The organism is Rubrivivax soli, from assembly GCF_049810355.1.
GTDB lineage: Bacteria > Pseudomonadota > Gammaproteobacteria > Burkholderiales > Burkholderiaceae_C > Rubrivivax.
Genome location: NZ_CP187368.1, coordinates 4,048,065 through 4,074,487, shown reverse-complemented (window position 1 = coordinate 4,074,487; position 26,423 = coordinate 4,048,065). Strand labels below are relative to the sequence as shown.

At 71.4% G+C, this 26,423-nt stretch carries 25 protein-coding genes and 1 pseudogene; 13 read left to right on the top strand and 13 right to left on the bottom strand.

The annotated features are described in order from the left end of the window. Positions 1 to 131: 131 nt before the first annotated feature. Positions 132 to 287, top strand: a pseudogene (locus ACPOLB_RS18600) (transposase); the annotation flags it as partial. A 110-nt stretch (positions 288 to 397) separates the two neighbouring features. After that, positions 398 to 895 (top strand): IS5 family transposase, encoded by a 498-nt coding sequence (locus tag ACPOLB_RS18595; RefSeq protein ID WP_425261868.1) that lies wholly within the window; start codon positions 398 to 400, stop codon positions 893 to 895. Between the two features lie 6 nt (positions 896 to 901). Here ACPOLB_RS18595 and ACPOLB_RS18590 read toward each other — a convergent pair whose 3' ends face one another. From ACPOLB_RS18590 to ACPOLB_RS18545, 10 genes are all read right to left on the bottom strand, one after another. Next, positions 902 to 1,642 carry a DUF3047 domain-containing protein gene (locus ACPOLB_RS18590; protein WP_425257510.1) on the bottom strand — a complete coding sequence of 247 codons (741 nt, stop codon included), beginning with the start codon at positions 1,640 to 1,642 and terminating at the stop codon, positions 902 to 904. 2 nt (positions 1,643 to 1,644) lie between these two features. Further along, the gene (locus tag ACPOLB_RS18585; RefSeq protein ID WP_425257509.1) at positions 1,645 to 2,646 is read right to left on the bottom strand and encodes an aldo/keto reductase; all 1,002 of its coding nucleotides are present in this window, start codon (positions 2,644 to 2,646) and stop codon (positions 1,645 to 1,647) included. 18 nt (positions 2,647 to 2,664) lie between these two features. After that, complete coding sequence (locus tag ACPOLB_RS18580) at positions 2,665 to 3,612, bottom strand: Gfo/Idh/MocA family oxidoreductase (RefSeq protein WP_425257508.1); 948 nt, start codon at positions 3,610 to 3,612, stop codon at positions 2,665 to 2,667. Further along, entirely contained in the window at positions 3,609 to 4,478 is an 870-nt protein-coding gene (locus ACPOLB_RS18575; RefSeq protein ID WP_425257507.1) for a class III extradiol dioxygenase subunit beta, read from the bottom strand. The genes ACPOLB_RS18580 and ACPOLB_RS18575 overlap by 4 nt, the downstream gene beginning before the upstream one ends. Before the next feature lie 2 nt (positions 4,479 to 4,480). Then, the gene (gene ligA / locus ACPOLB_RS18570) at positions 4,481 to 4,921 is read right to left on the bottom strand and encodes a protocatechuate 4,5-dioxygenase subunit alpha (protein WP_425257506.1); all 441 of its coding nucleotides are present in this window, start codon (positions 4,919 to 4,921) and stop codon (positions 4,481 to 4,483) included. Positions 4,922 to 4,923: 2 nt separating this feature from the next. Further along, the gene (locus ACPOLB_RS18565) at positions 4,924 to 5,838 is read right to left on the bottom strand and encodes an amidohydrolase family protein (protein WP_425257505.1); all 915 of its coding nucleotides are present in this window, start codon (positions 5,836 to 5,838) and stop codon (positions 4,924 to 4,926) included. Positions 5,839 to 5,846: 8 nt separating this feature from the next. Next, positions 5,847 to 6,749: a DUF1932 domain-containing protein gene (locus ACPOLB_RS18560; protein WP_425257504.1), complete on the bottom strand. Its 903-nt coding sequence runs from the start codon at positions 6,747 to 6,749 to the stop codon at positions 5,847 to 5,849. Positions 6,750 to 6,762: 13 nt separating this feature from the next. Further along, on the bottom strand, positions 6,763 to 7,446 hold the full coding sequence (gene ligK / locus ACPOLB_RS18555; protein ID WP_425257503.1) for a 4-carboxy-4-hydroxy-2-oxoadipate aldolase/oxaloacetate decarboxylase: 684 nt from the start codon (positions 7,444 to 7,446) through the stop codon (positions 6,763 to 6,765). Positions 7,447 to 7,523: 77 nt separating this feature from the next. Continuing rightward, positions 7,524 to 8,549 carry an amidohydrolase family protein gene (locus ACPOLB_RS18550; RefSeq protein ID WP_425257502.1) on the bottom strand — a complete coding sequence of 342 codons (1,026 nt, stop codon included), beginning with the start codon at positions 8,547 to 8,549 and terminating at the stop codon, positions 7,524 to 7,526. Between the two features lie 36 nt (positions 8,550 to 8,585). Next, entirely contained in the window at positions 8,586 to 9,284 is a 699-nt protein-coding gene (locus ACPOLB_RS18545; RefSeq protein ID WP_425257501.1) for a substrate-binding domain-containing protein, read from the bottom strand. 102 nt (positions 9,285 to 9,386) lie between these two features. Here ACPOLB_RS18545 and ACPOLB_RS18540 point away from each other — a divergent pair, with 102 nt between their 5' ends. Beyond that, complete coding sequence (locus tag ACPOLB_RS18540; protein ID WP_425257500.1) at positions 9,387 to 10,298, top strand: LysR substrate-binding domain-containing protein; 912 nt, start codon at positions 9,387 to 9,389, stop codon at positions 10,296 to 10,298. A gap of 28 nt (positions 10,299 to 10,326) precedes the next feature. On the opposite strand, the gene ACPOLB_RS18535 is transcribed toward ACPOLB_RS18540, so the two are convergent. Next, positions 10,327 to 11,322, bottom strand: coding sequence for a hypothetical protein (locus ACPOLB_RS18535; RefSeq protein WP_425257499.1), 996 nt, complete (start codon positions 11,320 to 11,322; stop codon positions 10,327 to 10,329). A 244-nt stretch (positions 11,323 to 11,566) separates the two neighbouring features. Here ACPOLB_RS18535 and ACPOLB_RS18530 point away from each other — a divergent pair, with 244 nt between their 5' ends. Genes ACPOLB_RS18530 through soxA form a run of 6 tightly spaced genes read left to right on the top strand, consistent with a single transcriptional unit; the run spans position 11,567 to position 16,186 of the window. Next, positions 11,567 to 12,064: a (2Fe-2S)-binding protein gene (locus ACPOLB_RS18530; protein ID WP_425257498.1), complete on the top strand. Its 498-nt coding sequence runs from the start codon at positions 11,567 to 11,569 to the stop codon at positions 12,062 to 12,064. After that, entirely contained in the window at positions 12,061 to 14,241 is a 2,181-nt protein-coding gene (locus tag ACPOLB_RS18525; RefSeq protein ID WP_425257497.1) for a molybdopterin cofactor-binding domain-containing protein, read from the top strand. Before ACPOLB_RS18530 ends, ACPOLB_RS18525 begins: the two co-directional genes overlap by 4 nt. Positions 14,242 to 14,257: 16 nt before the next feature. Beyond that, positions 14,258 to 14,650: a sulfur oxidation c-type cytochrome SoxX gene (gene soxX / locus ACPOLB_RS18520; RefSeq protein WP_425257496.1), complete on the top strand. Its 393-nt coding sequence runs from the start codon at positions 14,258 to 14,260 to the stop codon at positions 14,648 to 14,650. A gap of 9 nt (positions 14,651 to 14,659) precedes the next feature. Further along, on the top strand, positions 14,660 to 15,109 hold the full coding sequence (locus ACPOLB_RS18515; RefSeq protein ID WP_425257494.1) for a SoxY-related AACIE arm protein: 450 nt from the start codon (positions 14,660 to 14,662) through the stop codon (positions 15,107 to 15,109). Position 15,110: 1 nt separating this feature from the next. Beyond that, positions 15,111 to 15,431, top strand: a complete 321-nt coding sequence (soxZ, locus tag ACPOLB_RS18510; protein WP_425257493.1) for a thiosulfate oxidation carrier complex protein SoxZ — start codon at positions 15,111 to 15,113, stop codon at positions 15,429 to 15,431. Further along, positions 15,428 to 16,186 (top strand): sulfur oxidation c-type cytochrome SoxA, encoded by a 759-nt coding sequence (gene soxA, locus ACPOLB_RS18505; RefSeq protein ID WP_425257492.1) that lies wholly within the window; start codon positions 15,428 to 15,430, stop codon positions 16,184 to 16,186. The genes soxZ and soxA overlap by 4 nt, the downstream gene beginning before the upstream one ends. Before the next feature lie 30 nt (positions 16,187 to 16,216). On the opposite strand, the gene ACPOLB_RS18500 is transcribed toward soxA, so the two are convergent. Further along, positions 16,217 to 16,804: a PEP-CTERM sorting domain-containing protein gene (locus tag ACPOLB_RS18500; RefSeq protein WP_425257491.1), complete on the bottom strand. Its 588-nt coding sequence runs from the start codon at positions 16,802 to 16,804 to the stop codon at positions 16,217 to 16,219. 103 nt (positions 16,805 to 16,907) lie between these two features. Here ACPOLB_RS18500 and ACPOLB_RS18495 point away from each other — a divergent pair, with 103 nt between their 5' ends. Further along, on the top strand, positions 16,908 to 17,465 hold the full coding sequence (locus tag ACPOLB_RS18495; RefSeq protein WP_425257490.1) for a DUF1415 domain-containing protein: 558 nt from the start codon (positions 16,908 to 16,910) through the stop codon (positions 17,463 to 17,465). A gap of 9 nt (positions 17,466 to 17,474) precedes the next feature. On the opposite strand, the gene ACPOLB_RS18490 is transcribed toward ACPOLB_RS18495, so the two are convergent. Further along, positions 17,475 to 19,079: a gamma-glutamyltransferase family protein gene (locus ACPOLB_RS18490; protein WP_425257489.1), complete on the bottom strand. Its 1,605-nt coding sequence runs from the start codon at positions 19,077 to 19,079 to the stop codon at positions 17,475 to 17,477. A 120-nt stretch (positions 19,080 to 19,199) separates the two neighbouring features. Here ACPOLB_RS18490 and ACPOLB_RS18485 point away from each other — a divergent pair, with 120 nt between their 5' ends. The 3 genes from ACPOLB_RS18485 to ACPOLB_RS18475 all read left to right on the top strand — a co-directional run bounded on the left by ACPOLB_RS18485 (position 19,200) and on the right by ACPOLB_RS18475 (position 26,419). After that, positions 19,200 to 21,836, top strand: coding sequence for a GNAT family N-acetyltransferase (locus ACPOLB_RS18485; protein WP_425257488.1), 2,637 nt, complete (start codon positions 19,200 to 19,202; stop codon positions 21,834 to 21,836). 189 nt (positions 21,837 to 22,025) lie between these two features. Next, entirely contained in the window at positions 22,026 to 23,183 is a 1,158-nt protein-coding gene (locus ACPOLB_RS18480; RefSeq protein ID WP_425257487.1) for an efflux RND transporter periplasmic adaptor subunit, read from the top strand. Between the two features lie 26 nt (positions 23,184 to 23,209). Further along, positions 23,210 to 26,419, top strand: coding sequence for an efflux RND transporter permease subunit (locus ACPOLB_RS18475; protein ID WP_425257486.1), 3,210 nt, complete (start codon positions 23,210 to 23,212; stop codon positions 26,417 to 26,419). Positions 26,420 to 26,423 lie beyond the last annotated feature (4 nt).

Below are 26,423 nucleotides of genomic sequence, written 5' to 3'. Positions count from 1 at the left end.
GGGCGTCAGGGCGGCGTGGCCGTGGGTGCAGGCAAGGGGGCGCCAGTATGCCCGCCGGGCGGCGGCTGGGCGGCGGCTAGGGCCTGTTAACACTAATTGCGCCGAAGCCGCATTGTCTTGACACTGCGGCCATGGAGATCACCGCAGCGCAGTTTGCCCAGATCGAACACTGCTTGCCCCGCCAGCGAGGCAACGTCAGCCTGTCGAATCTGCAAGTGCTTAACGCAATCCTTTACGTGGCCGAGCACGGCTGCAAGTGGCGCGGTCTGCCCAAGCGGTTTGGCAATTGGCACACGATCTACACGCGCATGAGCCGCTGGGCCAAGTCCGGCGTGCTCGACAAGGCGTTTGAGCAGTTGCAGCGTGCGCAGGTCGTGCAGATCAAGATCGAGTCCGTCTGCCTGGACAGCACCAGCGTGAAGGTGCACCCGGACGGCACTGGTGCTCGAAAAAAAACGGTCCGCAGGCTATCGGCAAGTCCCGCGGTGGCTGGAACACCAAGATCCACCTCCTCGCTGCGGACGCACGCACGGCCATAACGTTCTCGCTGTCGCCAGGCCAGGCGCACGATGCACCCGAGGGACGAGAGCTGTTGAAGCGGCTGGGGCCGCCCAATCGTCCTCTTCACCTGATCATGGACCGCGCCTACGAGGGCAACGAGACTCGGCAGCTTGCGCTCGATCTGGGCTTCGTCCCCGTCGTGCCCCCACTCAGCACGCGCATCGAGCCATGGGAATACGACCGGGCGATGTACAAGCGTCGCAACGAGGTAGAGCGCCTGTTCCGCAGGCTCAAGGGCTACCGCCGCATCTTCTCCCGCTTCGAGAAGCTCGACGTCATGTTCATCGCCTTCATCAGCTTCGCGCTGATCGCTGACGGCCTGCGGTTGTGTTAACAGGCCCTAGTCGAGCGCGAGGTCGGCCACGAAGGCCAGGCTCGTGCCGCCGGTGTTGTCGGCGTCGCCGGCCACCGCCACGGCCAGCAGCGGCGGCACGCTGCGCGCCTCGTCGCCGAAGGCACGCAGGAAGTCGGCGGCCACGTCGCGCGTCTCGGCCTGCCAGCGGCCGGGCGCGGTCTCGGCGCCACGCAGCACGATGCTGCGCACACGCCGCGAGTACGGGTTGTCGAGCAGCGTGCCGGCGGGCAGCCGCGCGTCCCAGGTGTAGCAGAGCGTGGCCGCGGGCAGCAGCTCGTCGCTGCGGCTGCGCGCCAGGCGCAGCAGCTGGCGCTCGACGAAGGGCACGGCGTCCAGGGGCAGGTCGAACAGCAGGCAGACCTTGACGGCGTTGTCGTCGCCGGCCTTGCTGCGCAGGTCGGCCTGCGGGTTGGGCTGCTCGACGCGCCAGCGCCACGCCAGCCGCTGCGCCGTGCTGCCGGCGGGCAGCGTGTGCACCAGATTGCCGTAGGAGCCGCGCGCCTCGATGCGCAGCACGGCGGCGCCGTCCTGCCGCACCACGCCGTAGGCCGTGCGCGGCAGCTGCTGCTGCGGCAGGCCGCGGAACTGCCAGGCGGCGGGCAGCGTGTCGCCAGCGCCTGCCAGGGGCGCCAGCCCCTGCGCCGTGGCCCGCGACACCGGAACCAGCGTGGCCAGGGCCGCCAGCGCTGCCATCAGCGCCCCCCTGCCTGCAGCAGCGCAGCGCATGCTCAGAACACTTCCGTGTCGATCTCGGCCTGGCTGGCCGCGTTGTAGCGCCCGCCGGCCACCGTGCGTTCGTTCACCGTGGCGTCGACCGCCGCCACCGTCTCGGGCGACAGCGTGATGGCCGCGGCGGCCAGGTTCTCGCGCAGGTGCGCCAGGCGCGTGGTGCCCGGGATCGGCACGATGTGCGGGCCCTTGGCCAGCAGCCAGGCCAGGCACAGCTGCGCCGGCGTGATGCCCACCTGCGCCGCGATGGCGGCAAAGCGCGCCAGCAGCTGCAGGTTCTGCGCATGCTGCGCGGGCTCGAAGCGCGGCATCGTGCGGCGGATGTCCTTGGCGTCCAGCGCCGCGGGGTCGGGCGGCGTGCTGGTGAGGAAGCCGCGCCCCACCGGGCTGAACGCCACGAACGCGGCGCCGATGTCGCGGCAGGCCTGCAGCACCGCGATCTCCGGGTTGCGCGTCCACGGCGAGTACTCGGTCTGCACCGCGGCGATCGGATGCACCGCGTGCGCACGGCGCAGCGTGGTCGCCGAGACCTCGCTCAGGCCCAGCGCCCGCACCTTGCCCTGCTGCACCAGCCGCGCCATCGCGCCCACGCTGTCCTCGATGGGCACCTGCTTGTCCCAGCGGTGCAGGTAGTAGAGGTCGATGACGTCGGTGCCCAGCCGGCGCAGGCTGTCGTCGCAGTTGCGCTGGATGGCCTCGGGGCTGCCGTCGATGACGCGCTTCATGCCGTCAGCGAACTGCACGCCCGCCATGCCGCCCTTGCTGCACAGCGTGATCTTCGAGCGGTGCGCCTGCAGCACGCGGCCCACCAGCGTCTCGTTGGCGCCGAAGCCGTACAGCGCCGCGGTGTCGAACAGGGTCACGCCCTGCTCCAGCGCCGCCAGCAGCAGCCGTTCGGCGTCGGCCGCGGGTGGCGGCGCGCCGTAGCCGTGGCTCAGGTTCATGCAGCCCAGGCCGATGGGCGCCACCGTGAAGGGGCCGATGTGTCGTGGTGCGGTCATGCGGCCTAGACTAAACCACTACGCCAGTTGCTGCTCCAGCTGGTGCAGCACCTCGTAGCAGGGCAGCACCTTGGCGACGCTGGCGTTGGGCTCACGGCCTTCGCGGATGGCGGCGAAGAACTCGCGGTCCTGCAGCTCGATGCCGTTCATCGACACGTCGACCTGGCTGACGTCGATCTTCTCGTCACGGCCGTTGAAGAGGTCGTCGTAGCGCGCGATGTAGGTGCCGGTGTCGCCGATGTAGCGGAAGAAGGTGCCCAGCGGCCCGTCGTTGTTGAAGCTCAAGCTGAGCGTGCAGATCGCGCCGTTGGCGGCCTTCAGCTGGATGCTCATGTCCATCGCGATGCCGAGCTGCGGGTGGATCGGCCCCTGGATCGCGTTGGCCTTCACGATCGGGCTGCCCGCCTGGTAGGCAAACAGGTCCACCGTGTGCGCGGCGTGGTGCCACAGCAGGTGGTCGGTCCAGCTGCGCGGCTGGCCCAGCGCGTTCATGTTCGTGCGGCGGAAGAAGTAGGTCTGCACGTCCATCTGCTGGATCTGGAAGCCGCCGGCGGCGATCTTCTTGTGCACCCACTGGTGGCTGGGGTTGAAGCGGCGCGTGTGGCCGCACATCGCCACCTTGCCGCTGCCCTGCGCCAGCCGCGCCACGGCCTGCGCGTCGCGCCACGCGTCGGCCAGCGGAATCTCCACCTGCACGTGCTTGCCCGCTTCCAGGCAGGCGATGCTCTGCGACGCGTGCATCTGCGTGGGCGTGCACAGGATCACCGCGTCGACCTCGCGGATCTTCAGGCTCTCGGCCAGATCGGTGGTGACGTGGGCGACGCCGTACTTGTCGGCCACTTCCTGGGTCTTGGCCAGCTCGCGGCTGACCAGCGACACGACCTCGACGCCATCGATGTTCCTGATGGCGTCCAGGTGCTTGATGCCGAAGGCGCCGGCACCGGCGAGGGCGACCTTGATCGTCATGCTTGGTTCTCCAGAATGAGGTGGCCGACGGCCGTGTTGCTCGCGGGCACGTGGTAGAAGCGGTGCGCCACGCGGGGCGCGGGACCGCCGTCGACGTCGGCCATCGCGCCGCGCGCGATCAGCCACATCACGAGCTCGATGCCTTCGCTGCCGGCCTCGCGCACGTACTCGATGTGCGGCTTGTTCGCCAGCGTCGCCGGGTCGGCGATCAGCTGGTCGAGGAAGGCGTTGTCCCAGGGCTGGTTGATGAGCCCGGCGCGCGGGCCCTGCAGCTGGTGGCTCATGCCGCCGGTGCCCCAGATCTGCACCTTCAGCGGCTGGTCGAAGCTCTCGACCGCGCGGCGGATGGCGCGGCCCAGCTGGAAGCAGCGCCGGCCCGAGGGCACCGGGTACTGCACCACGTTCACCGCGAACGGGATCACCGGGCAGGGCCAGGCGAAGTCGCTCTGCGGCGGCTGGCCGCACATCAGGCTCAGCGGCACCGTGAGGCCGTGGTCCACGTCCATCCTGTTCACGATGGTGAGGTCGAAGTCGTCCTGGATCACGCTCTGCGCGATGTGGCTGGCCAGCTCCGGGTGGCCCTGCACCACCGGCACCGGGCGCGGCCCCCAGCCTTCGTCGGCCGGCTGGTAGCTGGCCGCGGTGCCGATGGCGAACGTGGGGATCATCTCCAGGCTGAAGGCCGTGGCGTGGTCGTTGTAGACCAGGAAGACGACGTCGGGCTTGTTCTGCTGCAGCCACTGCTTCGAGAACTCGTAGCCCTTGAACAGCGGCTGCCAGTACGGCTCGTGGCTCTTGCCCAGGTCGAGCGCGGCGCCGATGGCCGGCACGTGGCTGGTGTAGACCGATGCGGTGATGGTGGCCATGGTCAGAACCCCGGCCTTTCCGCGCTGCCCTGCGGCTGGTGCTGCGGCTGCGCGCTGCCGTCCTCGCCGACGTAGCGGTTGCCTTCGGGCGAACGGCCGCCGGCGATCATCATGTTGCGGTACTCCTCTTCGGTCATGCCGGTCATGCTGCCGGCCATCTGCTGGAAGCTCTTGCCGTAGGTGGCGCCGATCTTGGCCAGGAAGTAGATGTTCCCGCCCTCGGCGATGCAGCGGTTGAGGTCGCGCGCCAGCACGGCGTCCTTCTGGGCTGGCGTCATCGGCCACTCGTCGAGATAGGCCTTGGGGTCGGAGAGGAAACGCGCGCGGTTGGGTGCCTTCATCAGGCTCATGCAGAACTGGTTGAGCCAGTAGCCCTTGCGCGACTGCTCGGCGTCGAAGATCGTCGTGCCGGGCACGTCGAGATACGGTTTGTCCAGGGCCATGCTCAGACCTCCTCGGGCCAGTACAGGCGCATCGGGTTGTCGACCAGCAGCTTGCGCTGCAGCTCGGCCGTCACCGCGATGTGCGGGATGAAGTCCACCAGCAGCCCGTCGTCGGGCATGTGGTTCTTCAGGTTGGGGTGCGGCCAGTCGGTGCCCCAGAGCACGCGGTCGGGGAAGGTCTCGACGATGCGGCGCGCAAACGGCACCACGTCGCGGTAGGCCGCTTGTTCACCCTGCAACGCCGGCGGGCCGGCGACGCTCAGGCGCTCGGGGCAGCTGACCTTGCTCCACACGTTGCCGTGCTCGCGCATGAACTTCTCGAACAGCGCGAACTCGGGGCCGTCGACCGGCTTCGTCACGTCGGGGCGGCCCATGTGGTCCACCACCACGGTGGTCGGCAGCGCGGTGAAGAAGTCCCACAGCTCGGGCAGGTCCACGGCCTCGAAGTAGATGACGACGTGCCAGCCCAGCGGGGCGATGCGCGCCGCGATCTCCAGCAGCTCGTCCTTCGGCGTGAAGTCGACCAGGCGCTTGACGAAGTTGAAGCGCACACCCCGCACGCCGGCCGCGTGCATGGCCTGCAGCTCGGCATCGCTGATGCTGCGCCGCACGGTGGCCACGCCGCGCGCGCGGCCGTTGCTGGCCAGGCACGCGTCGACCATCGCGCGGTTGTCGGCGCCATGGCAGGTGGCCTGCACGATGACGTTGCGCGCGAAGCCCAGGTGGTCACGCAGCGCGAACAGCTGCGCCTTGCTGGCATCACACGGCGTGTACTTGCGCTCGGGCGCGAACGGGAATTCGTCGCCGGGGCCGAACACGTGGCAGTGCGCGTCGACCGCGCCTGCCGGCAGCTGGAAGCGGGGTTGGCTGGGGCCGGCGTACCAGTCCAGCCAGCCGGGGGTCTTCTCGAAGGCCATGCGGTGGTTCACTCCTGTGTCTTGATGTGCTGCAGCAGGCGGTCGGCCTCGGTGCGCCAGTCGGCGCTGCGGGCGAAGCCGGGTGTGCCCTTGCTGCCGAACACGCCGGCGTCGGCCAGGTCGGCGACAAACGCCTGCCGCTCGGCGGTGCCGGCGGCGCTGAACGGTGTGAGCCCGGCTTCGCGCACGGTCTCGGCGACCTCGCGCACTTCCTCGCTGCGGCGGCGACCGTGTTCGATGACGCGCTGGAAGAAGTAGGCGCCCTGCTTCTCCCAGTCGATGCCGGGGAAGGTCTCCTGCAGCGAGGCCAGCACCGCGTCTTCCACGCCGTAGTGGCGCGCGGTGGTGAAACTCTCGATGACCATGGCCTCCAGGCCCTTGATCATCACGCTGCGGCACATCTTGGTGGCGCTGGCCACGCCCAGCGTGTCGCTGTGGACACGCGGCGCGAAGCCCAGGCCCTGCAGCACCGGCTGCAGCGCGGCGGCGTCGGGGCCGCCCAGCAGCAGCGGCACGCGGATGCGGTAGGGCGGCACCGAGGTCATCACCGCGCCTTCGACGTAGCGCGCGCCGGCGGCGTCGACCACGCCTGCGGCGCGGATCTTGGCCCCCGGCGACGCCGAGTTGAAGTCGAGGAAAAACGCCTGCGGCGCCAGTGCCGGCGCGCAGGCCTGCGCCACCGCCTCGGCCTGGCTGGCCGTGACGGCGGAGATCACGAGATCGGCGCCTTGCACCGCGGCCGCGTGGTCTGGCGCCAGCCGCACGCCGGTGCGTGCCGCGTGCGCGCGCAGCGCCTCGCCGGCATCGCCCGCGAGCTTGGTGTCGTAGGCCACCAGCGCGTGACCCTGCGGCGCCAGGTCCTCGGCGAGGATGCGGCCGACCTCGCCGTAGCCGATGAAGGCGATCTGCATGGGTTTCGCGCCTTCAGTCGATGTACTTCAGGCCGGCCGCGGCCAGCGGCTCGCGCATCTTGTACATGTCCAGGCCCAGCACGCCGGCGGCCAGCTTGGCGCGCTTGTCGGCTTCGTTGGCCTCGCGCTGGGCGGCGGCTTCGGCGGTGGCCACGGCCATCGCGGCTGGCACGCAGACCACGCCGTCGTCGTCGGCGACGATCACGTCGCCCGGCTGCACCCACGCGCCGGCGCACACCACGGGCACGTTCACGCTGCCCAGCGTGGCCTTGATCGTGCCCTTGCTGCTGATGGCGCGGCTCCACACCGGAAAGCCCATCTCGGTGAGGTCGCGCACGTCGCGCACGCCCGCGTCGATGACCAGCCCGCGCGCGCCGCGGGCCTGGAAGCTGGTGGCCAGCAGGTCGCCGAAGTAGCCGTCGGTGCACTCGGCGGTGACGGCAGCGATGACGATGTCGCCGGGCTGGATCTGCTCGGCCACGACATGCATCATCCAGTTGTCGCCCGGGTGCAGCAGCACCGTGACGGCCGTGCCCGAGATGCGGGCGCCGGCGTAGATGGGGCGCATGCAAGGCTTCATCAGGCCGACGCGGCCCATCGCCTCGTGCACGGTGGCGCTGCCGTAGCGGGCCAGCGAGTCGGCAGCCGTGCGGTCGGCACGGGTGATGTTGCGGTAGACGACTCCGAGTTCGTACATGTCTAGTGCCTCACGGGTTGCCCGGGAGGCACGATGGCCCCCTCGGGGGGTAGCGAACGAAGTGAGCTCGGGGGCACTCACTTCCCCTTCTTCTTCAGTGCGGCGTCCAGCCGCGGGAACACGCGGCGCGCGTTGCCTTCGTAGATGGCGTGGCGCTGCTCGGGCGTCAGCGCCGCGGCCTCGATGTAGCGCTTGGTGTCGTCGTAGTAGTGCCCGGTCTCGGGGTCGATGCCGCGCACCGCGCCGATCATCTCGCTGGCGAACAGCACGTTCTCCACCGGGATCACCTTGGTCAGCAGGTCGATGCCGGGCTGGTGGTACACGCAGGTGTCGAAGTAGATGTTCTTCAGCAGGTGCTCGCCCAGCAGCGGCTTCTTCAGTTCCTGCGCCAGGCCGCGGAAGCGGCCCCAGTGGTAGGGCACGGCGCCGCCGCCATGCGGGATCAGGAACTTCAGCGTCGGGAAGTCCTTGAACAGGTCCGACGTGAGGCACTGCATGAAGGCCGTGGTGTCGGCGTTCAGGTAGTGCGCGCCGGTGGTGTGGAAACACGCGTTGCAGCTGGTGCTGACGTGGATCATCGCCGGGATGTCGTACTCCACCATCTTCTCGTAGATGGGGTACCAGTGGCGGTCGGACAGCGGCGGGCTGGTCCAGTGGCCGCCCGACGGGTCGGGGTTCAGGTTGATGCCGACGTTGCCGTACTGCTCGACGCACTTGACCAGCTCGGGGATGCAGGTGGCCGGGTCCACGCCCGGGCTCTGCGGCAGCATCGCCGCCGGGATGAAGTGGTCGGGGAAGAGCTGGCTGACGCGGTAGCAGAGCTCGTTGCAGATCGCGGCCCAGGTGCTGCTGACCTGGAAGTCGCCGATGTGGTGGGCCATGAAGCTGGCACGCGGGCTGAACACCGTGAGGTCGCTGCCGCGCTCGCGCATCTTGGCCAGCTGGTTCAGCTCGATGCTCTCGCGCAGCTCGTCGTCGCTGATCTTCAGGTCGGCCACGCGCGGTGTCTTCGTGGCGTCCTGGATGCCGGCGATCTGCTGCATCCGCCAGGCCTCCAGCGCCTTCGGGGCGGTGGTGTAGTGGCCGTGCACGTCGATGATCATGGGGGTGTCTCCTCGGGTGTTGTCGGAGGGCCGGGTTCAGGCCGGCTCCATGCCTTGCCGGCGCTTGGCCTCGGCGGCATCGGGGCTGGCCAGAAAGCGCAGCAGCGCCTGCACGTCGGCGTCGGATTCGTTGTCGGTGGGGGCCCCGGCGCAGCGCGCGGCGGAGAAGGTGGTGATGAACGCGGCGTCGGCCGGCAGCGTGCCCAGCACCTGCACACCGTCCACGTTCAGCAGCTCGCTCAGCTGCTGGAAGCCCAGCGCCACCTCGCCCCGGGCCACCAGCTGGGCCACCGGCACGCCGGGCGGCGCCTGCACGATGCGGTCGGCCACCTGCTCGGCGATGCCCCAGCCGGCGAACAGCTGCATCAGGAAGGTGCCGCTGGGTCCGGTGGAAAAGCCGATGCTGGGCGCCGCCAGCACCGCCGCACGCACGGCGTCGGCGCTGCCGATGTCGGGCTGCGCGGCGCCCGCGCGCACGGCCACGGCCACCGGCGAGCGCACCAGGTCCACGCGCGGCGCCTGCAGGTGGCCGCTGGCGAGCAGCCGGTCGATCGCATCGGACGCCAGCATCACCAGGTCGAAACGCTCGCCGGCCTGCACGCGCTTGGCCGCATCGACGCCGCCGACCGACGTGACCACCAGCGGCCGCGCCGAGCGCTGCGCCCAGGCCGCGGCCAGTTCGGCCAGCACCAGGCGGGTGGCCATCGACGAGAGGCAGGTGATCGGTGCGGACATGGTGGCGGTGCGGCTGGGCACAGGCGGTGGGCAGCGGCATTCTTGAACAAGGCCACGTATTCATCAACGCGATTCCTGCACTAGCTGCTAGGCCGGTTTAGCATGGCCGCCGTGGACCTGAAGCAACTCGAATACTTCGTGCACGTGGCCGAGCTGGGCAGCTTCACGCGCGCGGCCACGGTGCTGCGCGTGGCGCAGCCGGCGCTGAGCCGGCAGGTGCGCAGCCTGGAAGTGGAATTGCGCCAGCCGCTGTTCGACCGCAACGGCCGCGGCGTCACGCTCACCGAGGCCGGCAAGCGGCTGCTGGCGCACGGGCGCGGCATCCTGCAGCAGGTGGAACGCGCGCGGCTGGACCTGGAAGACCAGCGCGGCGCGGCCTCGGGCCGGCTCGCGATCGGACTGCCGCCGAGCGTGAGCCGCACGCTCACCGGGCCGCTGGTGGCGGCCTTCCGCGCGCGTTTCCCGAAGGCCACGCTGACGATGGTGGAAGGCCTGACGACCTACGTGCTCGAATGGCTGGTGCTGGGCCGCATCGACTGCGCCGTGGTCTACAACGCCGCGCCGGCGGCGGCGGTCGACCTGGTGCCGGTGCTGGACGAACCGCTGTTCCTGGTGTCGGCGCGGCGCAGCGCGACCACGCTGCTGGGCAAGCCGGTCGGGCTGGCGCGGCTGGCCGAGCAGGACCTGGTGATGCCGAGCCGGCCGCACTCGATCCGCATGCTCACCGAGACCACGCTGGCTGGCGCCGGGCTGAAGCCGCGCATCGGCCTGGAGATCGAGAGCGTGCCCGCGATCCTCGACCTGGTGGAGCGCAACCCGCTGCACGCGGTGCTGGGCCTGAACGCACTGCGCGGGCGCGAGCTGGCCTTCGTGGCCCAGCCCATCGTGCTGGCGCGCGACCGGCCGCTGGCGGCGCAGCTGGCCATCGCCACTTCGGCGCAGCGCCCGCGCGGGCCGCTGATCGAGCAGGGCACGGCGCTGTTGGCCGAACTGCTGCAGCAGTTGCGCGGCTGAGCCGCTGCGGCGCCGCAGCAGCCCCGGGTCAGCCGGCCTCGCTGTTGTAGAACGGCCGCTGCAGCGTCCAGCTGAGGTCGAAGCTGCCGTTGTTGCCCAGGTCCAGCTGCAGCGTGACGCTGCCGCTGCCGTAGTTGCAGACGATGCGGTGGTCGCTGGTGATGACGGTGAAGCCGCCGGCCGCGGCGAGGCCGTCGTCGCCCAGCGTCAGCGTGCCCTGGGTCGCGATCTGCAGCGTCGCCGCTGGCCGACGCGGCGTGCTGGCCACCAGGTCCAGCGTGCCCTGGTGCGTGCGCAGGACCAGCGCGCCGGCGGTGTCGAAGTTGCGCACCACGGTCCAGTCCAGCGCGCGCAGCGTGTAGCTGGCCTGGCGGCCGTTGATGCTGGTGGCCATCGCGACGCCGCTGGCGGTCAGCCGCGCCGTGACCTGGCGCGCGCCGCCGCCGAGGTCGACCACCGTGCGCTGGCGGCGCTTGCTGCCGTCGAGCACGTGCGTGCCCTGCGGCGTGGTGGTGGTGAGCGCCGCGGCGGTCAGGGTCAGGTCGGTGGCGCTGCTGCTGGCGGCCGTGACCACCAGCGTCAGGCCGCCGTCGAGCACCTGGCCGGCTTCGCCGGTGGCGCAGCCGTCGTAGGTGATGAAGTAGGTCTCGCCGGCATCGAGCCGGCCGTTGAAGTAGGTGTCGGCGTTGCCGCCGGTGATGCCCCACTCCACCGTGCCGCCGGCGGCGCAGGCGGCGCTGCCGCCGGGCAGGGTCAGGTCGGCCGGGCGCATGCGGCTGCCGTCGGCGGCGCTGGGGGTGGTGGCCAGCGCGGTCTCGAGCACGCTGGCCGCGCCGTCCATGCTGCTGGCGGCCAGCACCGTCATCGTGGTGGCGTCGGCCGCGTAACCCTGGGCCGCCTGCTGCGTGAGGCCGCGGTTCTCGTCGTCGCCGCCGCCGCAGGCGGTCAGCAGGACGGCGGCGCACAGCGCCGCGGGCACGGCCAGGCGCTGGTGCATCGGGGGGACGGCGGAGGTCTGCGGCATGGTGGGCTCCCTGCAAGATGGTTGGGTTGGCGCGCCGGGCGTGCGATGCGCCCGTGCTGCCAGGATTGAACGCCCGGCGTCGCCTGCGACCATGGCGGGCAGGTGTCTACACGTGTCCAGATGTAGCTTGGCGCTGTCCGCGCCAGCCCGGCACATTGGCCCGGATTGGGCAATTCCCACCCTGGCGAAGGGTCGGGATCCCGCCGCATCATCGCCGCTCCAACGACCAGCCAGGAGACCGCAGGTGGCGAAGATCAACGTCAACGGGCGCGTGCACGACGTCAGCGCCGAACCCGACACCCCGTTGTTGTGGGTGCTGCGGGAACAGGTCGGACTGACGGGCACCAAGTACGGCTGCGGCGTGGCGCAGTGCGGCGCCTGCACCGTGCACATCGACGGCGCGCCCGTGCGCAGCTGCGCGCTGCCGCTGGCGGCGGTGCAGCCGTCGCAGAAGATCACCACCATCGAAGGCCTGTCGCGCGACGGTTCGCACCCGCTGCAGAAGGCCTGGGTGCAGCTCGACGTGCCGCAGTGCGGCTACTGCCAGAGCGGCATGATCATGGCCGCCGCGGCGCTGCTGAAGGACAAGCCCCGGCCCACCGACGCCGACATCGACGCCAGCATCACCAACATCTGCCGCTGCGGCACCTTCAACCGCGTGCGCGCCGCCATCAAGCAGGCGGCCGGCGACACCCGCGTGGCGTCGCTGGACATCGTGCACGTGCACCGGAGCACGACATGAGCGCCGTCGTCTCCCGCCGGGAGTTCCTGGGCAGCGCGGCGGCTGCCGGTTCGCTGGTGGTGGCCTTCCACATCCCCGACGCCGCGGCGCAGGGGGCGGCGAAGACCGCACCCGAGATCAACGCCTGGGTCGTGGTGCAGCCCGACGAGACGGTGGTCATCCGCATCGCGCGCTCCGAGATGGGCCAGGGCACGCTGACCGGCCTGGCGCAGCTGGTGGCCGAAGAGCTGGAATGCGACTGGGCGCGTGTCACCACCGAGTACCCCACGCCGGGGCAGAACCTGGCGCGCAACCGCGCCTGGGGCAACTTCAGCACCGGTGGCAGCCGTGGCATCCGCGAGTCGCAGGAGTACGTGCGCAAGGGTGGCGCTGCCGCGCGCATGATGCTCGTGCAGGCCGCGGCCGACGGCTGGAAGGTGCCGGCGGCCGAGTGCACGGTGGCCAAGGGCGTGATCACGCACGCGGCCAGCCGCCGCAGCGTGTCGTACGGCAAGGTCGCGGCCGCGGCCGCGAAGCTGACGCCGCCCAGCGACGTGCCGCTGAAGGACCCGAAGGACTGGAAGCTGGCCGGCCAGCGCCTGGCGCGCCTGGACACGGTCGACAAGACCAACGGGCGCCAGATCTACGGCACCGACCTGCAGCTGCCGGGCATGCTGAACGCGGCCATCCGCGCCTGCCCGGTCTTCGGCGGCAAGTTGCGCGGCGTGGACACCGCTGCGGTCGAGAAGATGCCCGGCGTGAAGAAGGTCGTGCGCGTGGGCGACAACGCGGTGGCCGTGGTCGCCGACACCTGGTGGCGCGCCAAGAAGGCCGTCGACGCGCTGCAGCCCGACTGGGACTATGGCGCCAACGCCACGGTGCAGCAGGCCGACATCGACGCCACGCTGAAGGCTGGCCTCGACGCGCCGCAGGCCGCGGTGGGCAACAGCAACGGCGACGTGAAGACGGCGCTGGCCGGGGCGGCCAAGCGCATCGAGGCGGTGTACGCCTACCCGCACCAGAACCACGCGACGATGGAGACCATGAACGCCACGGCGAAGTGGACGCCCGAGCGCTGCGAGGTGTGGACGCCGACGCAGAACGGCGAGGCGGCACTCGCCGCCGCGGCCGAAGCCGCGGGCATGAAGCCGGCGCAGTGCGAGGTCTACAAGATCCACCTCGGCGGTGGCTTCGGCCGCCGCGGCGCGATCCACGACTGGGTGCGCCAGGCGGTGCTGATCGCCAAGGAGCTGCCGGGCACACCGGTGAAGCTGATCTGGTCGCGCGAAGAGGACATGACCCAGGGCCGCTACCACCCGATCACGCAGTGCAAGCTGCAGGCCGGGCTGGATGCGGCGGGCAACATCACGGCGCTGCACATGCGCATCTCGGGCCAGTCGATCCTGGCCGGCGTGTTCCCGCAGAACGTGCGCGACGGCCGTGACCCGGTGCAGTTCCAGGGTCTGAACAACGGCGGCGGCGAAGCCATGATCGGCTACAGCTTCCCGCACCTGCTGGTCGACCACGCGATGCGCAACCCGCACGTGCCGCCGGGCTTCTGGCGCGGCGTGAACCTGAACCAGAACACGATCTACCTGGAGTGCTTCCTCGACGAGGTGGCGCATGCCACCGGGCAGGACCCGCTGGCGCTGCGGCGCAAGCTGATGGCCGGCCACCCCAAGCACCTGGCGGTGCTGAACGCCGCCGCCGAGCGCGCCGGCTGGGGCACGCCCGCACCCGACGTGGGTGGCCAGAAGGTCTACCGCGGCCTGGCGCAGACGCACGGCTTCGGCAGCTACGTGGCCGCCTGCGCCGAGGTGTCGGTGAGTGCCGACGGCGCGCTGAAGATCCACCGCATCGTCGCTGCCACCGACCCCGGCCACGCGGTGAACCCGCAGCAGATCGAGGCCCAGGTCGAAGGCAGCTTCGTCTACGGCCTGGCCGCGGCGCTGTACGGCGAGTGCACGGTGAAGGACGGCCGCATCGTGCAGGCCAACTTCGACACCTACCCGTCGCTGCGCATCGCCGAGATGCCCAAGGTCGAGACCATCGTGATGCCCTCGGGCGGCTTCTGGGGCGGCGTCGGCGAGCCCACCATCGCGGTGGCGGCGCCGGCGGTGCTGAACGCCATCTTCGCGGCCACCGGCGTGCGCGTGCGCACGCTGCCGCTGAAGAACCAGAGCCTGAAGCGGGCCTGAGGCCGGATGCACGGCGATGGGTCTGGCCGCGATGCTGCTGAGCCTGGTGGTGGTGGGCGACGGCATCCCCGCGCCGCTGACCACCACGCCGGGCGACGCCGTGCGCGGGCGGGCCATCGTCGCCAGCCGGCAGCAGGGCCTGTGCCTGCTGTGCCACAGCGGCCCGTTCCCCGAAGAACGCTTCCAGGGCAACCTGGCGCCCAGCCTGGCCGGGGCCGGCAGCCGCTGGAACGCGGCGCAGCTGCGGCTGCGCATCGCCGACCCGCGGCGGCTGAACCCCGACAGCTTCATGCCCGCCTTCCACGCCACCACGGGCCGCACGCGCGAGGCACCGGCCTACGCGGGCAAGCCCGTGCTCGACGCGCAGCAGGTCGAGGACGTGGTGGCCTTCCTGCAGACCCTGCAATGAGCCGTTGACATGGCCACCCTCACCCGCCGCCATCTCGTGCTCGCCGCCGGCACCGCGCTGCTGGCGCGCCCCGACGCGGCGCACGCCACGCCCGAGCGCATGCGCGCGGCGATCGCCGCCTTCACCGGCGGCGCGCCGCTGCGCGACGGCCGCGTCACGCTGGACATCGCCACGCTCGTGGACAACGGCAACACCGTGCCGGTGGCGGTGCGCGTGGACAGCCCGATGACCGCGGCCGACCACGTGCAGCGCATCGCCGTGTTCAGTGAACTGAACCCGAACACCGAGGTCGCGGTGTTCCACCTCGGCCCGCGCAGCGGCCGCGCGGCGGTGCAGACACGCATGCGGCTGGCCACCTCGCAGCGGCTCACGGCGGTGGCGCAGCTGTCCGACGGCAGCCACTGGCAGCACAGCGTCGACGTGGTCGTCACGCTGGCCGCCTGCATCGAAGGTGGATGACATGACGAAGGCCCTGATCTTCGCGCCCAAGACGGCCCGCCGTGGCGAGGTCATCGAGATCCGCGCCGTCATCGCCCACGCGATGGAAACCGGCCACCGGCCCGGCAGCGACGGCCAGGTGCTGCCGCGCAACATCATCCGCCGCGTCGAGTGCCGCTACGACGGCGCGCTGGTGTTCGCGGCCGACCTGCACCCGGCGATCGCCGCCAACCCGCTGCTGTCGTTCCACACCGTGGCCACGGCCAGCGGCACGCTCAGCATCACCTGGACCGGCGACAACGGCTTCGCACAGACCGAGAGCGTGGCGCTCAGCGTCGCATGACGCGCTGGCTGGCATGGGCCACGCCGCTGGCCCTGCTGGTGGCCGGCACGCTGCAGGCGCAGCCGGTGCAGCCCTCACCGGACAGCCGCCGCTCGGGTTTCGACTTCATGTCGCCCGCGACCCAGGCGCTGCAGCGCGACGACACGCTGAACCCGGCGGCGCTGTGGCTGAAAGACGGCGAACAGCGCTTCCAGGCCGACTGCACCCGCTGCCACACCGCCGCATCGATGCGCGGCGTGGCGCCGCGCTACCCGGCCTTCGACCCGGCCAGCCAGGGCGCGCTGACGCTCGCCGGCCGCATCAACGCCTGCCGCGTGCGCCACGCCGGGCAGCCCGCGCTGGCCCTGGAGAGCGACGGCCTGCTGGCGCTGGAGATGTTCGTCGCGAACGCCTCGCGCGGCATGCCGATCGCACCGCCGGCCGACGCGCGGCTGGCGCCGCTGCTTGAACGCGGGCGGCAGCTCTACATGCAGCGCCTGGGGCAGCTTGACTTCTCGTGCGCGCAGTGCCACGACCAGCACGCCGGCGGACGCCTGGCGGGCAGCCTGATCCCGCAGGCCCACCCCACCGGCTACCCGATCTACCGGCTGGAATGGCAGGGCGTGGGCTCGCTGCAGCGCCGGCTGCGCAACTGCATGAGCGGCGTGCGCGCCGAGCCCTGGACCTACGGCGCGCCGGAGTACACGGCGCTGGAGCTGTACCTGATGCAGCGCGCCGCCGGCATGGCGCTGGAGACGCCGGGCGTGCGGCCCTGAGGTCCCACCCGTGCCCCACCCGGGCCGTGTTCAGGCCTGCGGCTGGCGGCGACGGCGGCTCAGCGCCAGGCCGCCCAGCGCCAGCGCCACGAGCGCCAGCGCCGACGGCTCGGGCACGGTGCCCGTGGCCGGCGCCGTGCCTTCGCGCCACGCGGTCTCGAAGTTGGCCCGCACGGCGCCGGCGCTGGTGATCACGCTCGACCACTTCAGCGCGCCGTCGGCGACGTTCATCGTCGAGGTGCCCGACCAGCTGAGCGCATCACCCACCGCCGACGGGTTCCAGCCGGGCAGCACGACGCTGCTGGTGGCCAGCGCCAGCACCGGGCCGGCGTGCCCGCCGTAGGACATGGTGATGCCGCTGATCGGTGCGTCGAACGACAGCGTGTTCCAGGTCCAGCCGAGCTGGTCGCCGAAGACGATCCAGTCCCATTCCTGGCCCGCGACCCAGCTGCCGTCGTGGTTGTCCAGCGTCAGCGTGAAGTCGTACTGGAACAGGCCGCCGCCGATGGCGGTCTTCGCGTACTCCATCGTCAACGGCACGGCCAGCGCCGGAGCGGCGGCCCCACAGGCCAGCGCGGCGGCCAGTGCGATGCGGCGGGCGATCTGCTTGAATTCCATCGGACGTCCTGCTTGTTGTGTGCGCGGAATGTAAGCGCGTGTTTCATCGCGCGGCCGGTCGGAATTGGCACACAGCACAATGGTCGGCTTTGGGTCCCCCTGCATGCGTGCCACGAACACCACAGACACCAGCGATGCCCTGGACGCCACCCGCCACTGGCTGGAGCAGGCCGTCATCGGCCTCAACCTGTGCCCGTTCGCGAAGGCGGTGCACCTGAAGCAGCAGATCCGCTGGGTGCACAGCACGGCCCGCGACGCCGAGGCCCTGCTGGCCGACCTGGTGCGCGAGCTGCAGTTCCTGGCCGCGGCCGACCCCGAGCAGGTCGACACCACGCTGCTGGTGCACCCGCAGGCGCTGAACGACTTCCTCGACTACAACGACTTCCTCGACGTCGCCGACGCCGCGATCGAGGAACTGGGCCTGGACGGCGTGCTGCAAGTGGCCAGCTTCCACCCCGACTACCAGTTCGAGGGCACCGCGCCCGACGACGCCGAGAACCTGAGCAACCGCGCGCCCCACCCCACGCTGCACCTGCTGCGCGAAGACAGCATCGACCGTGCGGTGGCGGCCTTCCCCGACGCCGCGGACATCTACGAACGCAACATCGCCACGCTGCGCCAGCTGGGCGTGGCGGGCTGGCGCGCCTTGCTGGCGCGCTAGGCGGGCGGGCTAGAAGCCCACCGCCTGCCCGTCGCGGCGGCTGTCGCTGGCGGCCACGTAGCCATCGTCGGCATCGCCCAGGCGCCAGATGAACTGGCCCGAGCCGTAGTCCATGTAGGCATCGGGCACCGGCACCATCTGGTGGCCCAGGTCGCGCAGGCCCTGCACCAGCGCCGGGTCCATCGTGTGCTCGACGTCCATCGCCAGCCCGGTGCTGACCTTCCAGCGCGGCGCGTCGCAGGCGGCCTGCGGCTGCTGGCCGTGCACCAGCATGCGCACCAGGGTCTGCACGTGGCCCTGCGGCTGCATGTTGCCGCCCATCACGCCGAAGCTCATCAGCGGCTGGCCGTCCTTGGTCAGGAAGGCCGGGATGATGGTGTGGAACGGCCGCTTGCCGCCGGCCACCACGTTGGGGTGGCGCTCGTCGAGCGTGAAGCCGTGGCCGCGGTTCTGCAGGCTGACGCCGGTGCCGGGAACGACGACGCCGCTGCCGAAGCCCATGTAGTTGCTCTGGATCAGGCTGACCATCATGCCGCTCTCGTCGGCGGCGCTGAGGTAGATGGTGCCGCCCGACGGCGGCGTGCCGTGGCGGAAGTCCTGCGCACGCTTCGGGTCGATCAGCTTCGCGCGTTCCTTCAGGTAGGCGTCGTCCAGCAGGTCGGCGGTGCGCACCTGCGTCATGTGGCGTTCGTCGGCGACCCAGCGGTAGGTGTCGGCGAAGGCGAGCTTCATCGCCTCGATCTGCAGGTGCTGGCCCGCGACGCTGTCGACGCCGTGCGCGCCCAGGTCGCAGTGCTCCAGCATGCCCAGCGCCATCAGCGCCGCGATGCCCTGCCCGTTCGGCGGGATCTCGTGCACCGTGTGGCCGGCGAAGTCCTTGGCGATCGGCTCCACCCACAGCGGGCGGTAGGCGTCGAGGTCGGCCATCGTCAGCGCGCCGCCGTGCGCCGCGGCGTGCGCCACCAGCCGCTCGGCGACGGCGCCGCGGTAGAAGGCCTCGCCCTTGGTGGCGGCGATCTGCCGCAGCGTGGCACCGGCCTCGGCGAAGACGAAGCGCTCGCCGGGCGTCGGCGCGCGGCCGCGCGGCATGAAGGCCGCGGCCCAGCCGGGCTGCTGCTCCAGCGCCGGCACCGCCTTGGCCCACTTGTCGGCGGTGATGACGCCCACGCCGTAGCCGCGCTCGGCCAGTTCGATGGCCGGCTGCAGCAGGTCGGCGAACGGCAGCTTGCCGAAGCGCTCGGACAGCGCCACCCAGCCCGCCACAGCGCCCGGCGTGGTCACGGTGTCCCAGCCGCGCAGCGGCATCTTGTCGCCGTGCTTGCGGCGGAAGTAGGCCGGGTTCCAGGCCGCGGGCGCCACGCCCGAGCTGTTCAGCCCGTGCAGCTTGCCGTCGGCCCAGACGAGCGCGAAGTTGTCGCTGCCCAGGCCGTTCGAGCAGGGCTCGACGATGGTCATCGCGGCGGCTGCGGCGATCGCCGCGTCGACCGCGTTGCCGCCTTGCAGCAGCATGCGCAGGCCGGCCTGCGCGCCCAGCGGCTGCGAGGTGGCGACGACGTTGCGGGCCATCAGCGGGCTGCGGACGGTGCGGTAGGGGTTGGTCCAGGCGAGCGTCATGCCGCCATTGTGTCGGGTTCGGGCGCGCGCGGTGAAATGCCGCGTTGGTCCGCATTGGGTCATGCCGCGGCCGCGCCGCAGGCCTATGCTTGCCGCATCCCAGCCGACACCGCCGCCACCGTGGACCGCCACATCCTCAGCGCCCTCTTCGAACCCCGCTCCATCGTCGTCTTCGCCGGCGACCCCGACAACGCCGAGGCGCCGTCGCCGCTGGCGCACACGCTGCGCAGCGCGCTGCGGGACGGTGGCTACGCCGGCGTCGTGACCTGGCTCGACATCGCGATGACGGGCACGCTGGCCGAACTGGCGCAGTCGCGTGCCGACCTGGCGCTGATCGCGCTGCCCGAGCAGGACGTGGCGGCGGCGCTCGAGATCGTCGGCCGCGTGCGCTGCCGGGCCGCGCTGATCCTGTCCAGCGGCCTGCCGCTGGCGCTGTGCGCCGAGCTGCACCAGACCGCGCGCCGCTACGGCGTGCACCTGCTGGGCCCGAACAGCCTGGGCTTCCAGCGCCCGGCCCTGAAGCTCAACGCCAGCGCGCTGGGCCCGCTGGCGGCCAGCGGGCCGCTGGGCCTGGTGTCGCAGTCGGGCGCGCTCACCGCGTCCATCCTCGACTGGGCCGGCAACAACGGCGTCGGCTTCTCGACCGTCGTCTCCCTCGGGCCCAACACCGCGGTCGACCTGCCGCAGGCGCTGGACTTCCTCGCCAACGACGCGCAGACGCAGAGCATCCTGGTCTACATGGAAGGCATCCGCCACGCGCGGCGCTTCATGAGCGCGCTGCGTGCGGCGGCGTACGCCAAGCCGGTGGTGGTGATGAAGGCCGGGCGCAAGCCCGCCGGCAGCAAGGCGGCGCTCACGCACTCGGCGTCCATCGTCGGCACCGACGACGTCTTCGATGCCGCGCTGCGCCGCGCCGGCGTGGTGCGCGTGCGCGCCTTCACGCAGCTGTTCTCGGCCGCCAAGTGCCTGGCCTCGCGCTTCCGGCCGGTGGGGCGGCGGCTGGCCATCGTCACCAACGGCGGCGGCCCCGGCGTGCTGGCAGCCGACTGGGCCGACGAGATCGGGCTCGAGGTCTCGGGCGTGGTCGACCTGGGCGAGGACGCATCCGATGCCGCGTACCGCAGCGCGCTGGAGGCGGCGCTGGCCGACCGCGGCGCCGACGGTGTGCTGCTGATCCACTCGCCCAAGGCCGGCACCGACGCCGACGCCATCGCCGCCGCGGTGGGCAGCGCGTTCTCGCCCGCCGGCAAGCCGGTGCTGGCCTGCTGGATGGGCGACGCCAGCGTGCGCAGCGGCCGCGAACTGCTGGGCGCGCACAGCATCCCCAGCTTCCGCACGCCCGAGGCGGCGGTGGATGCCTTCCACAGCATCGCCAGCTTCTACCGCAACCAGCAGCTGCTGCAGCAGACGCCGCCGCCGCTGTCGGACCTGGCCGAGCCCGACACCGAAGGCGCCCGGCTGCTGATCGAAGGCGTGCTGGCCGAGCGCCGCAAGGTGCTGACCGAGATGGAGAGCAAGGCGCTGCTGGCGGCCTTCCACATCCCGGTCACGCGCACGATGCTGGCGCGCAGCACCAACGAGGCGATGCTGATCGCCAGCCAGCTGGGCTACCCGGTGGCGCTGAAGATCGACTCGCCCGACATCAGCCACAAGAGCGACGTGCAGGGCGTGGTGCTCGACGTGCACAGCGCCGCGCAGGTACGCGACCGCTACAACGACATGATGGAAGCGGTGCGGCGCGCGCTGCCGCAGGCGCGCATCAACGGCATCACGGTGCAGCCGATGGCCGGCCGTGAACGCGGCCACGGCAAGGTGCGCGAGGTCTACGTCGGCCTCAGCACCGACGAGCCGTTCGGCCCCGTCATCACCTTCGGCGCCGGCGGCACGATGGTCGAGCTGATCAACGACCGCGCCATCGAGCTGCCGCCGCTGAACCAGTTCCTGGCCAAGCGGCTGATCGAGCGCTCGCGCGTGTCCGAGCTGCTGGGGCCCTGGCGCGGCGCGCCGGCGGCGAACACCGAGGCGCTGGAACAGGTGCTGCTGCGCGTGAGCGAGATGGTGTGCGAGCTGCCGCAGCTGCGCGAGATGGACATCAACCCGATCCTCGTCGACGAGCACGGCGCGGTCGCGGTGGACGCGCGCATCGTCGTCGACCACGCGCCGTCGTCGTCGCTGGCGCAGGGCAGCTACAGCCACCTGGCGATCCTGCCCTACCCGACGAGCCAGGAACGCGAGTGGCCGATGAAGGGCGGCGGCCTGTACACGATCCGCCCGATCCAGCCCGACGACGCCGACATGCTGCAGGCGTTCGTGCGCGGCATGAGCGAGGAAAGCCGCTACTTCCGCTTCGCCAGCACCATGCCCGAGCTGCCGGCGCGCATGCTGGCGCGCTACACGCTGATCGACTACGACCGCGAGATGGCGCTGGTGGCGGTGCTGAAGGAACGCCACGCGCAGGACGACGGCAGCTTCAGCGAGACCGAGCGGCTGATCGGCGTCAGCCGCTACATCACCAACCCCGACCAGACCAGCTGCGAGTTCAGCCTCGCGGTGGCCGACGACTTCAAGGGCCAGGGCCTGGGCTCGCGGCTGATGCTGAGCATCATCGACATCGCGCGCAGCAAGGGGTTGTCCGAGATCGACGGCCTGATCCTGGCGAACAACGGCAACATGCTGCGGCTGATGACGAGCCTGGGCTTCACGATCGCTCCGTTCCCGGAAGACCCGGACTTCAAGCTCGCGAGCAAGGCGCTGTAGCCGGCGGTGCCGCGCCGGCTGCAGGTCGTCGCCGCCGGCAGGCCGTTCGTCGCGCCGGCACGCCGTTCACGGCAGGCCGGCGGCCGTTTCGTCGCATGAGGGATGCAGCGCGCGGCGCGGCAGCGCTACGCTCGCGCCTTTCCCCACCTGCACGCGGCCGCCACGAACGGCCGCGGCGCGCCGACTTCCATGCGTCACACCCTCTGCGTTCTCCTGGCGACCGGCCTGCTGGCCGCCTGCGGCAAGTCTTCCGAGACCGGCACGGCCCAGGCCGCTGCACCGGCCGCAGCCGCCAGCGCGTCCGCCACGCTGCTGCTCTCGCCCGAAGATCTGACGACGCTGCAGCCCAGCACGCTGGCCAGCGGCCCGGTGCTCAGCGGCTCGCTGCAGCCCGAGCGCCGCGCCGACCTGCGCGCCGAGGTCGCGGCCGTGGTGCTGCAGGTGCTGAAGGACAACGGCGAGGCCGTGCGTGCCGGCGAGCTGCTGGTGCGGCTGGACGACACCGCCATCCGCGACAGCCTGGCCTCGGCCGAGGAAGCGGTGCGCGCCTCGGGCCAGGCCTTCGAGCAGGCCGAACGCACGGTGCAGCGGTTGAAGACGCTGCAGGCGCAGGGCATGACCTCGACCCAGGCGCTGGAAGACGCCGAGGTGCGCCGCAACAACGCGCAGAGCGACCTGGTGGCGGCGCGCTCGCGCGTGGTCTCGGCGCGCCAGCAGCTGCAGCGCACCGGCGTGCGCGCGCCCTTCGACGGCGTGGTGAGCGATCGCCGCATCTCGGTGGGCGACACCGTGCAGGTCGGCCGCGAGCTGCTGAAGGTGATCGACCCGCGCAGCATGCGCTTCGAGGCACTGGTCTCGGCCGACCGCATGCACGAGCTGAAGACGGGGCAGCGGGTGGCCTTCCGCGTCAACGGCTTCGCGCAGACCGAATTCACCGGCACGCTGCGCCGCATCGACGCCGCCGCCAACGCCGCCACGCGCCAGGTGGCGGTGCTGGTCGACTTCGCGAAGCCCGCTGACGCGCCGCGCGTCGCCGGCCTGTTCGCCGAAGGCCGCATCGAGACCGGCAGCGCGCAGGCGCTGCTGGTGGCCGAGTCGGCGCTGCAGCGCAGCCCCGAGGCCGTGCACGCCTGGCGCGTCGACGGCCAGACGCTGGCCAAGGTGGTGCTCCAGGTGGGCGAGCGCGACCCGCGCAGCGGCGAGCTGCCGGTGCTGCAGGGCCTGCGCGCCGGCGACCGCATCCTGCGCCGCCCCGGCAGCACGCTGGTGCACGGCCAGCGTGTCGAGTTCGCCAAGCCCGCAGCCGCGCCGGCATCGGCTGCGGCCGCGGCCGTGGCCGCGAAGTGACGCGCTGACGCCGCACGGGAGCCCGCATGTTCCTCTCCGAATTCAGCATCAAGCGGCCGGTGGCGATGATCGTCATCATCATCGGCCTGATGGCGCTGGGCCTGCTCGCACTGAGCAAGCTGCGCGTCAACCAGATCCCCGACGTCGAGCAGCCCATCCTCGTCGTCAACATCCCGTACCCCGGCGCCAGCCCCGACACGGTGGAGCGCGAGGTCATCAACCGCATCGAGAAGGCCCTGCAGGGACTGGCCGGCGTCGACCAGACACGCGCGACCGCCAGCGAAGGCAATGCGCAGCTGGTGCTGATCTTCGACTTCGACAAGAACCTGGTCGAGGCCGCCGACGAGGTGCGCAACGCCATCGCCTCGGTGCGCTACAAGCTGCCGGTGGAGATCCGCGAGCCGGTGCTGCAGCGCATCGACCCGGCGGCGCAGCCCATCATGCAGCTGGCGCTGTCGTCGACCACGCTCAGCCACGCCGCGATCTCGCGCCTGGCCGAAGACCAGCTGGCCGACAAGTTCCGCGGCATCCCGGGCGTGGCCGTCGTCAACGTCAACGGCGCGCTCAAGCGCGAGCTGTCGGTGCTGCTGCGCTCGGAGAAGCTGCGCCAGTACGAGGTCTCGGTGACCGACGTGGTGGCGGCGCTGCGCGCGCAGAACGCCACCGCGCCGGTGGGCAAGGTGCGCGGCACGCTGGAAGACCAGAGCATCCGGCTCGTGGGCCGCATCGAGCAGCCGTCGGAGTTCGGCCAGATCGTCATCAAGCGCCGCGGCGACGAGCTGGTGCGGCTGGAGCAGGTGGCCACGGTGCAGGACGGCTTCGCCGAACTCACCGGCTTCTCGGTGCGCAACGGCAACCCCAACGTGGGCATCAGCATCACGCGCACCCGCGAGGCCAGCACCGTCAGCGTCGCCAACGAGATCCGCGACCTCGTGAAGACGCTGGGCCCGACGCTGCCCGCCGGCACGAAGCTGGAAGTGACGCAGGACGGCGGCGAGAACGCGCAGAACAGCCTGGACAACGTGATCCACGCGCTGGTGTTCGGCGCCGGCCTCACGATCCTGGTCGTCTACGTGTTCCTGAACTCGTGGCGCTCGACGCTGATCACGGCGCTGTCGCTGCCCACCAGCGTGGTGGCGGCCTTCATCGCGGTGTGGCTGTGCGGCTTCACGCTGAACTTCATGAGCCTGCTGGGCCTGAGCCTGGCCATCGGCGTGCTGATCGACGACGCCATCGTGGTGCGCGAGAACATCGTGCGCCACATGGAGATGGGCTCCGACCGCCGCACCGCGGCGCTGAACGGCACCGCCGAGATCGGCCTGGCGGTGGCGGCCACCACCTTCAGCATCGTGGCGGTGTTCATCCCGGTGGCCTTCATGCCGGGCGTCTCGGGCGAGTGGTTCCGTCCCTTCGGGCTGACCGTCGTGGCCTCGGTGCTGGTGAGCCTGTTCATCAGCTTCACGCTCGACCCGATGCTCTCGGCCTACTGGGGCGACCCGCCGGGGCACCACCTGGCGCCGAAGACGGGCCTGAGCCGCCTGCTGGAACGCTTCAACGCCTGGTTCGACCACCAGGCCGACCGCTACGGCCGCGTCATCGCCTGGGCGCTGCACCACCGGCGCTGGATGGCGGTGTTCGCGGTGGCCAGCTTCGTCGGCGCCATCGTGCTGCAGGGCAAGTTCGGCGGCTCCAGCTTCCTGCCCGCGTCGGACGCCGGCGTCGTGGCCATCGAGGTGCGCACGCCGTCCAGCAGCAGCCTGGCGTACGCGCGGCTGAAGGTCGAGGCCGCCGCCGCGCTGGCGCGCACGCTGCCGGAGACCAAGGCCACCAACAGCAACGTCAACCCCGGCGGCGGCCGCGTCTACGTCGACATCGGCAAGAGCACGCAGCGGCGCCGCTCGGCCACCGAGGTGGCCGAGTCGCTGCGGCTGCTGACCGCGCGCCTGGTGGGCGCCGAGTACGTGGTGCTCGACGACCTGAACAACGGCGCGCAGAAGCCGGTGCAGATCCGCTTCAGCGGCCCCGACTCGCGCCAGCTGCTGGAGATCACCAACCGCTTCATGGACCAGCTGCGCCAGGTGCCGGGCGCGGTGGACGTGGGCCTGTCCGAGCGCGACCCGCAGGACGAGATGAAGATCGAGCTCGACCGCGGCCTGGCCAACACGCTGGGCATCTCGGTGAACGACGCCGCGCAGGCGCTGCGCGTGGCGTTTGCCGGTGTCGAGGTCGGCGACTGGGTCGACCCCAACGGCGAGACGCGCGACGTCTCGGTGCGCCTGCACCCCGACGACCGCGTCGACGCCGGCAACATCGAGCGCCTGCCGATCGCGGTGAGCGGCAGCAACCGCATGGTGCCGCTGGAGCAGATCGCTTCCGTGACGATGGGCAAGGGCCCGAGCCAGATCCAGCACAGCGACGGCAAGCGCACGATCAGCGTCGCCGCCAACGCGCAGGGCCGCAGCCCGGGCGAGGTCACGGCCGACGCGATGAAGCTCGCCAGGGCGATGGACTTCCCGCCCGGCTTCGGGCTGGAACTGGCCGGCGCCTCGCGCGACCAGCAGGAGGTGTTCCGCGAGATGGGCATCGCGCTGGTCAGCGGCATCGCGCTGATGTACCTGATCCTGGTGATGCAGTTCGGCAGCTTCACGGCGCCGCTGGCGGTGATGCTGTCGCTGCCGCTGAGCCTGATCGGCGTCGTGCTCGCGCTGCTGCTCACCGGCGGCACGCTGAACCTGATGAGCTTCATCGGCGTCATCATGCTGATGGGGCTGGTGGCGAAGAACGCGATCCTGCTGCTGGATGCGGCACGCGTGCGCGAGGCCGAGGGCATGGACCGCGAGGAAGCGCTGATGGCCGCCGGCAGGAAGCGGCTGCGGCCGATCCTGATGACGACCTTCGCGCTGATCGCCGGCATGCTGCCGGTGGCCATCGGCGTCGGCGAGGGCGGCGAGTTCTACCGGCCGATGGCGGTGGCCATCATCGGCGGCACCATCACGAGCACGCTGCTGACGCTGCTGGTGATCCCGAGCTTCTACGACAGCATCGAGAACGCGCGCGACCGCATGGTGGCCAAGTTCCGCGCCCGCGACGCACGCGGCAACACGGCGCTGGCCTTCGTGCTGACCTTCGGCGAGGCGCTGCTGGCGCTGGTGGGCCTGCGCGCACTGTGGCGGCTGCTGGCCGCGGGCCTGGGCCGCCTGCGCGGCGGCAAGGCGCAGCCGGCGCTGGGCGACTGAAGCG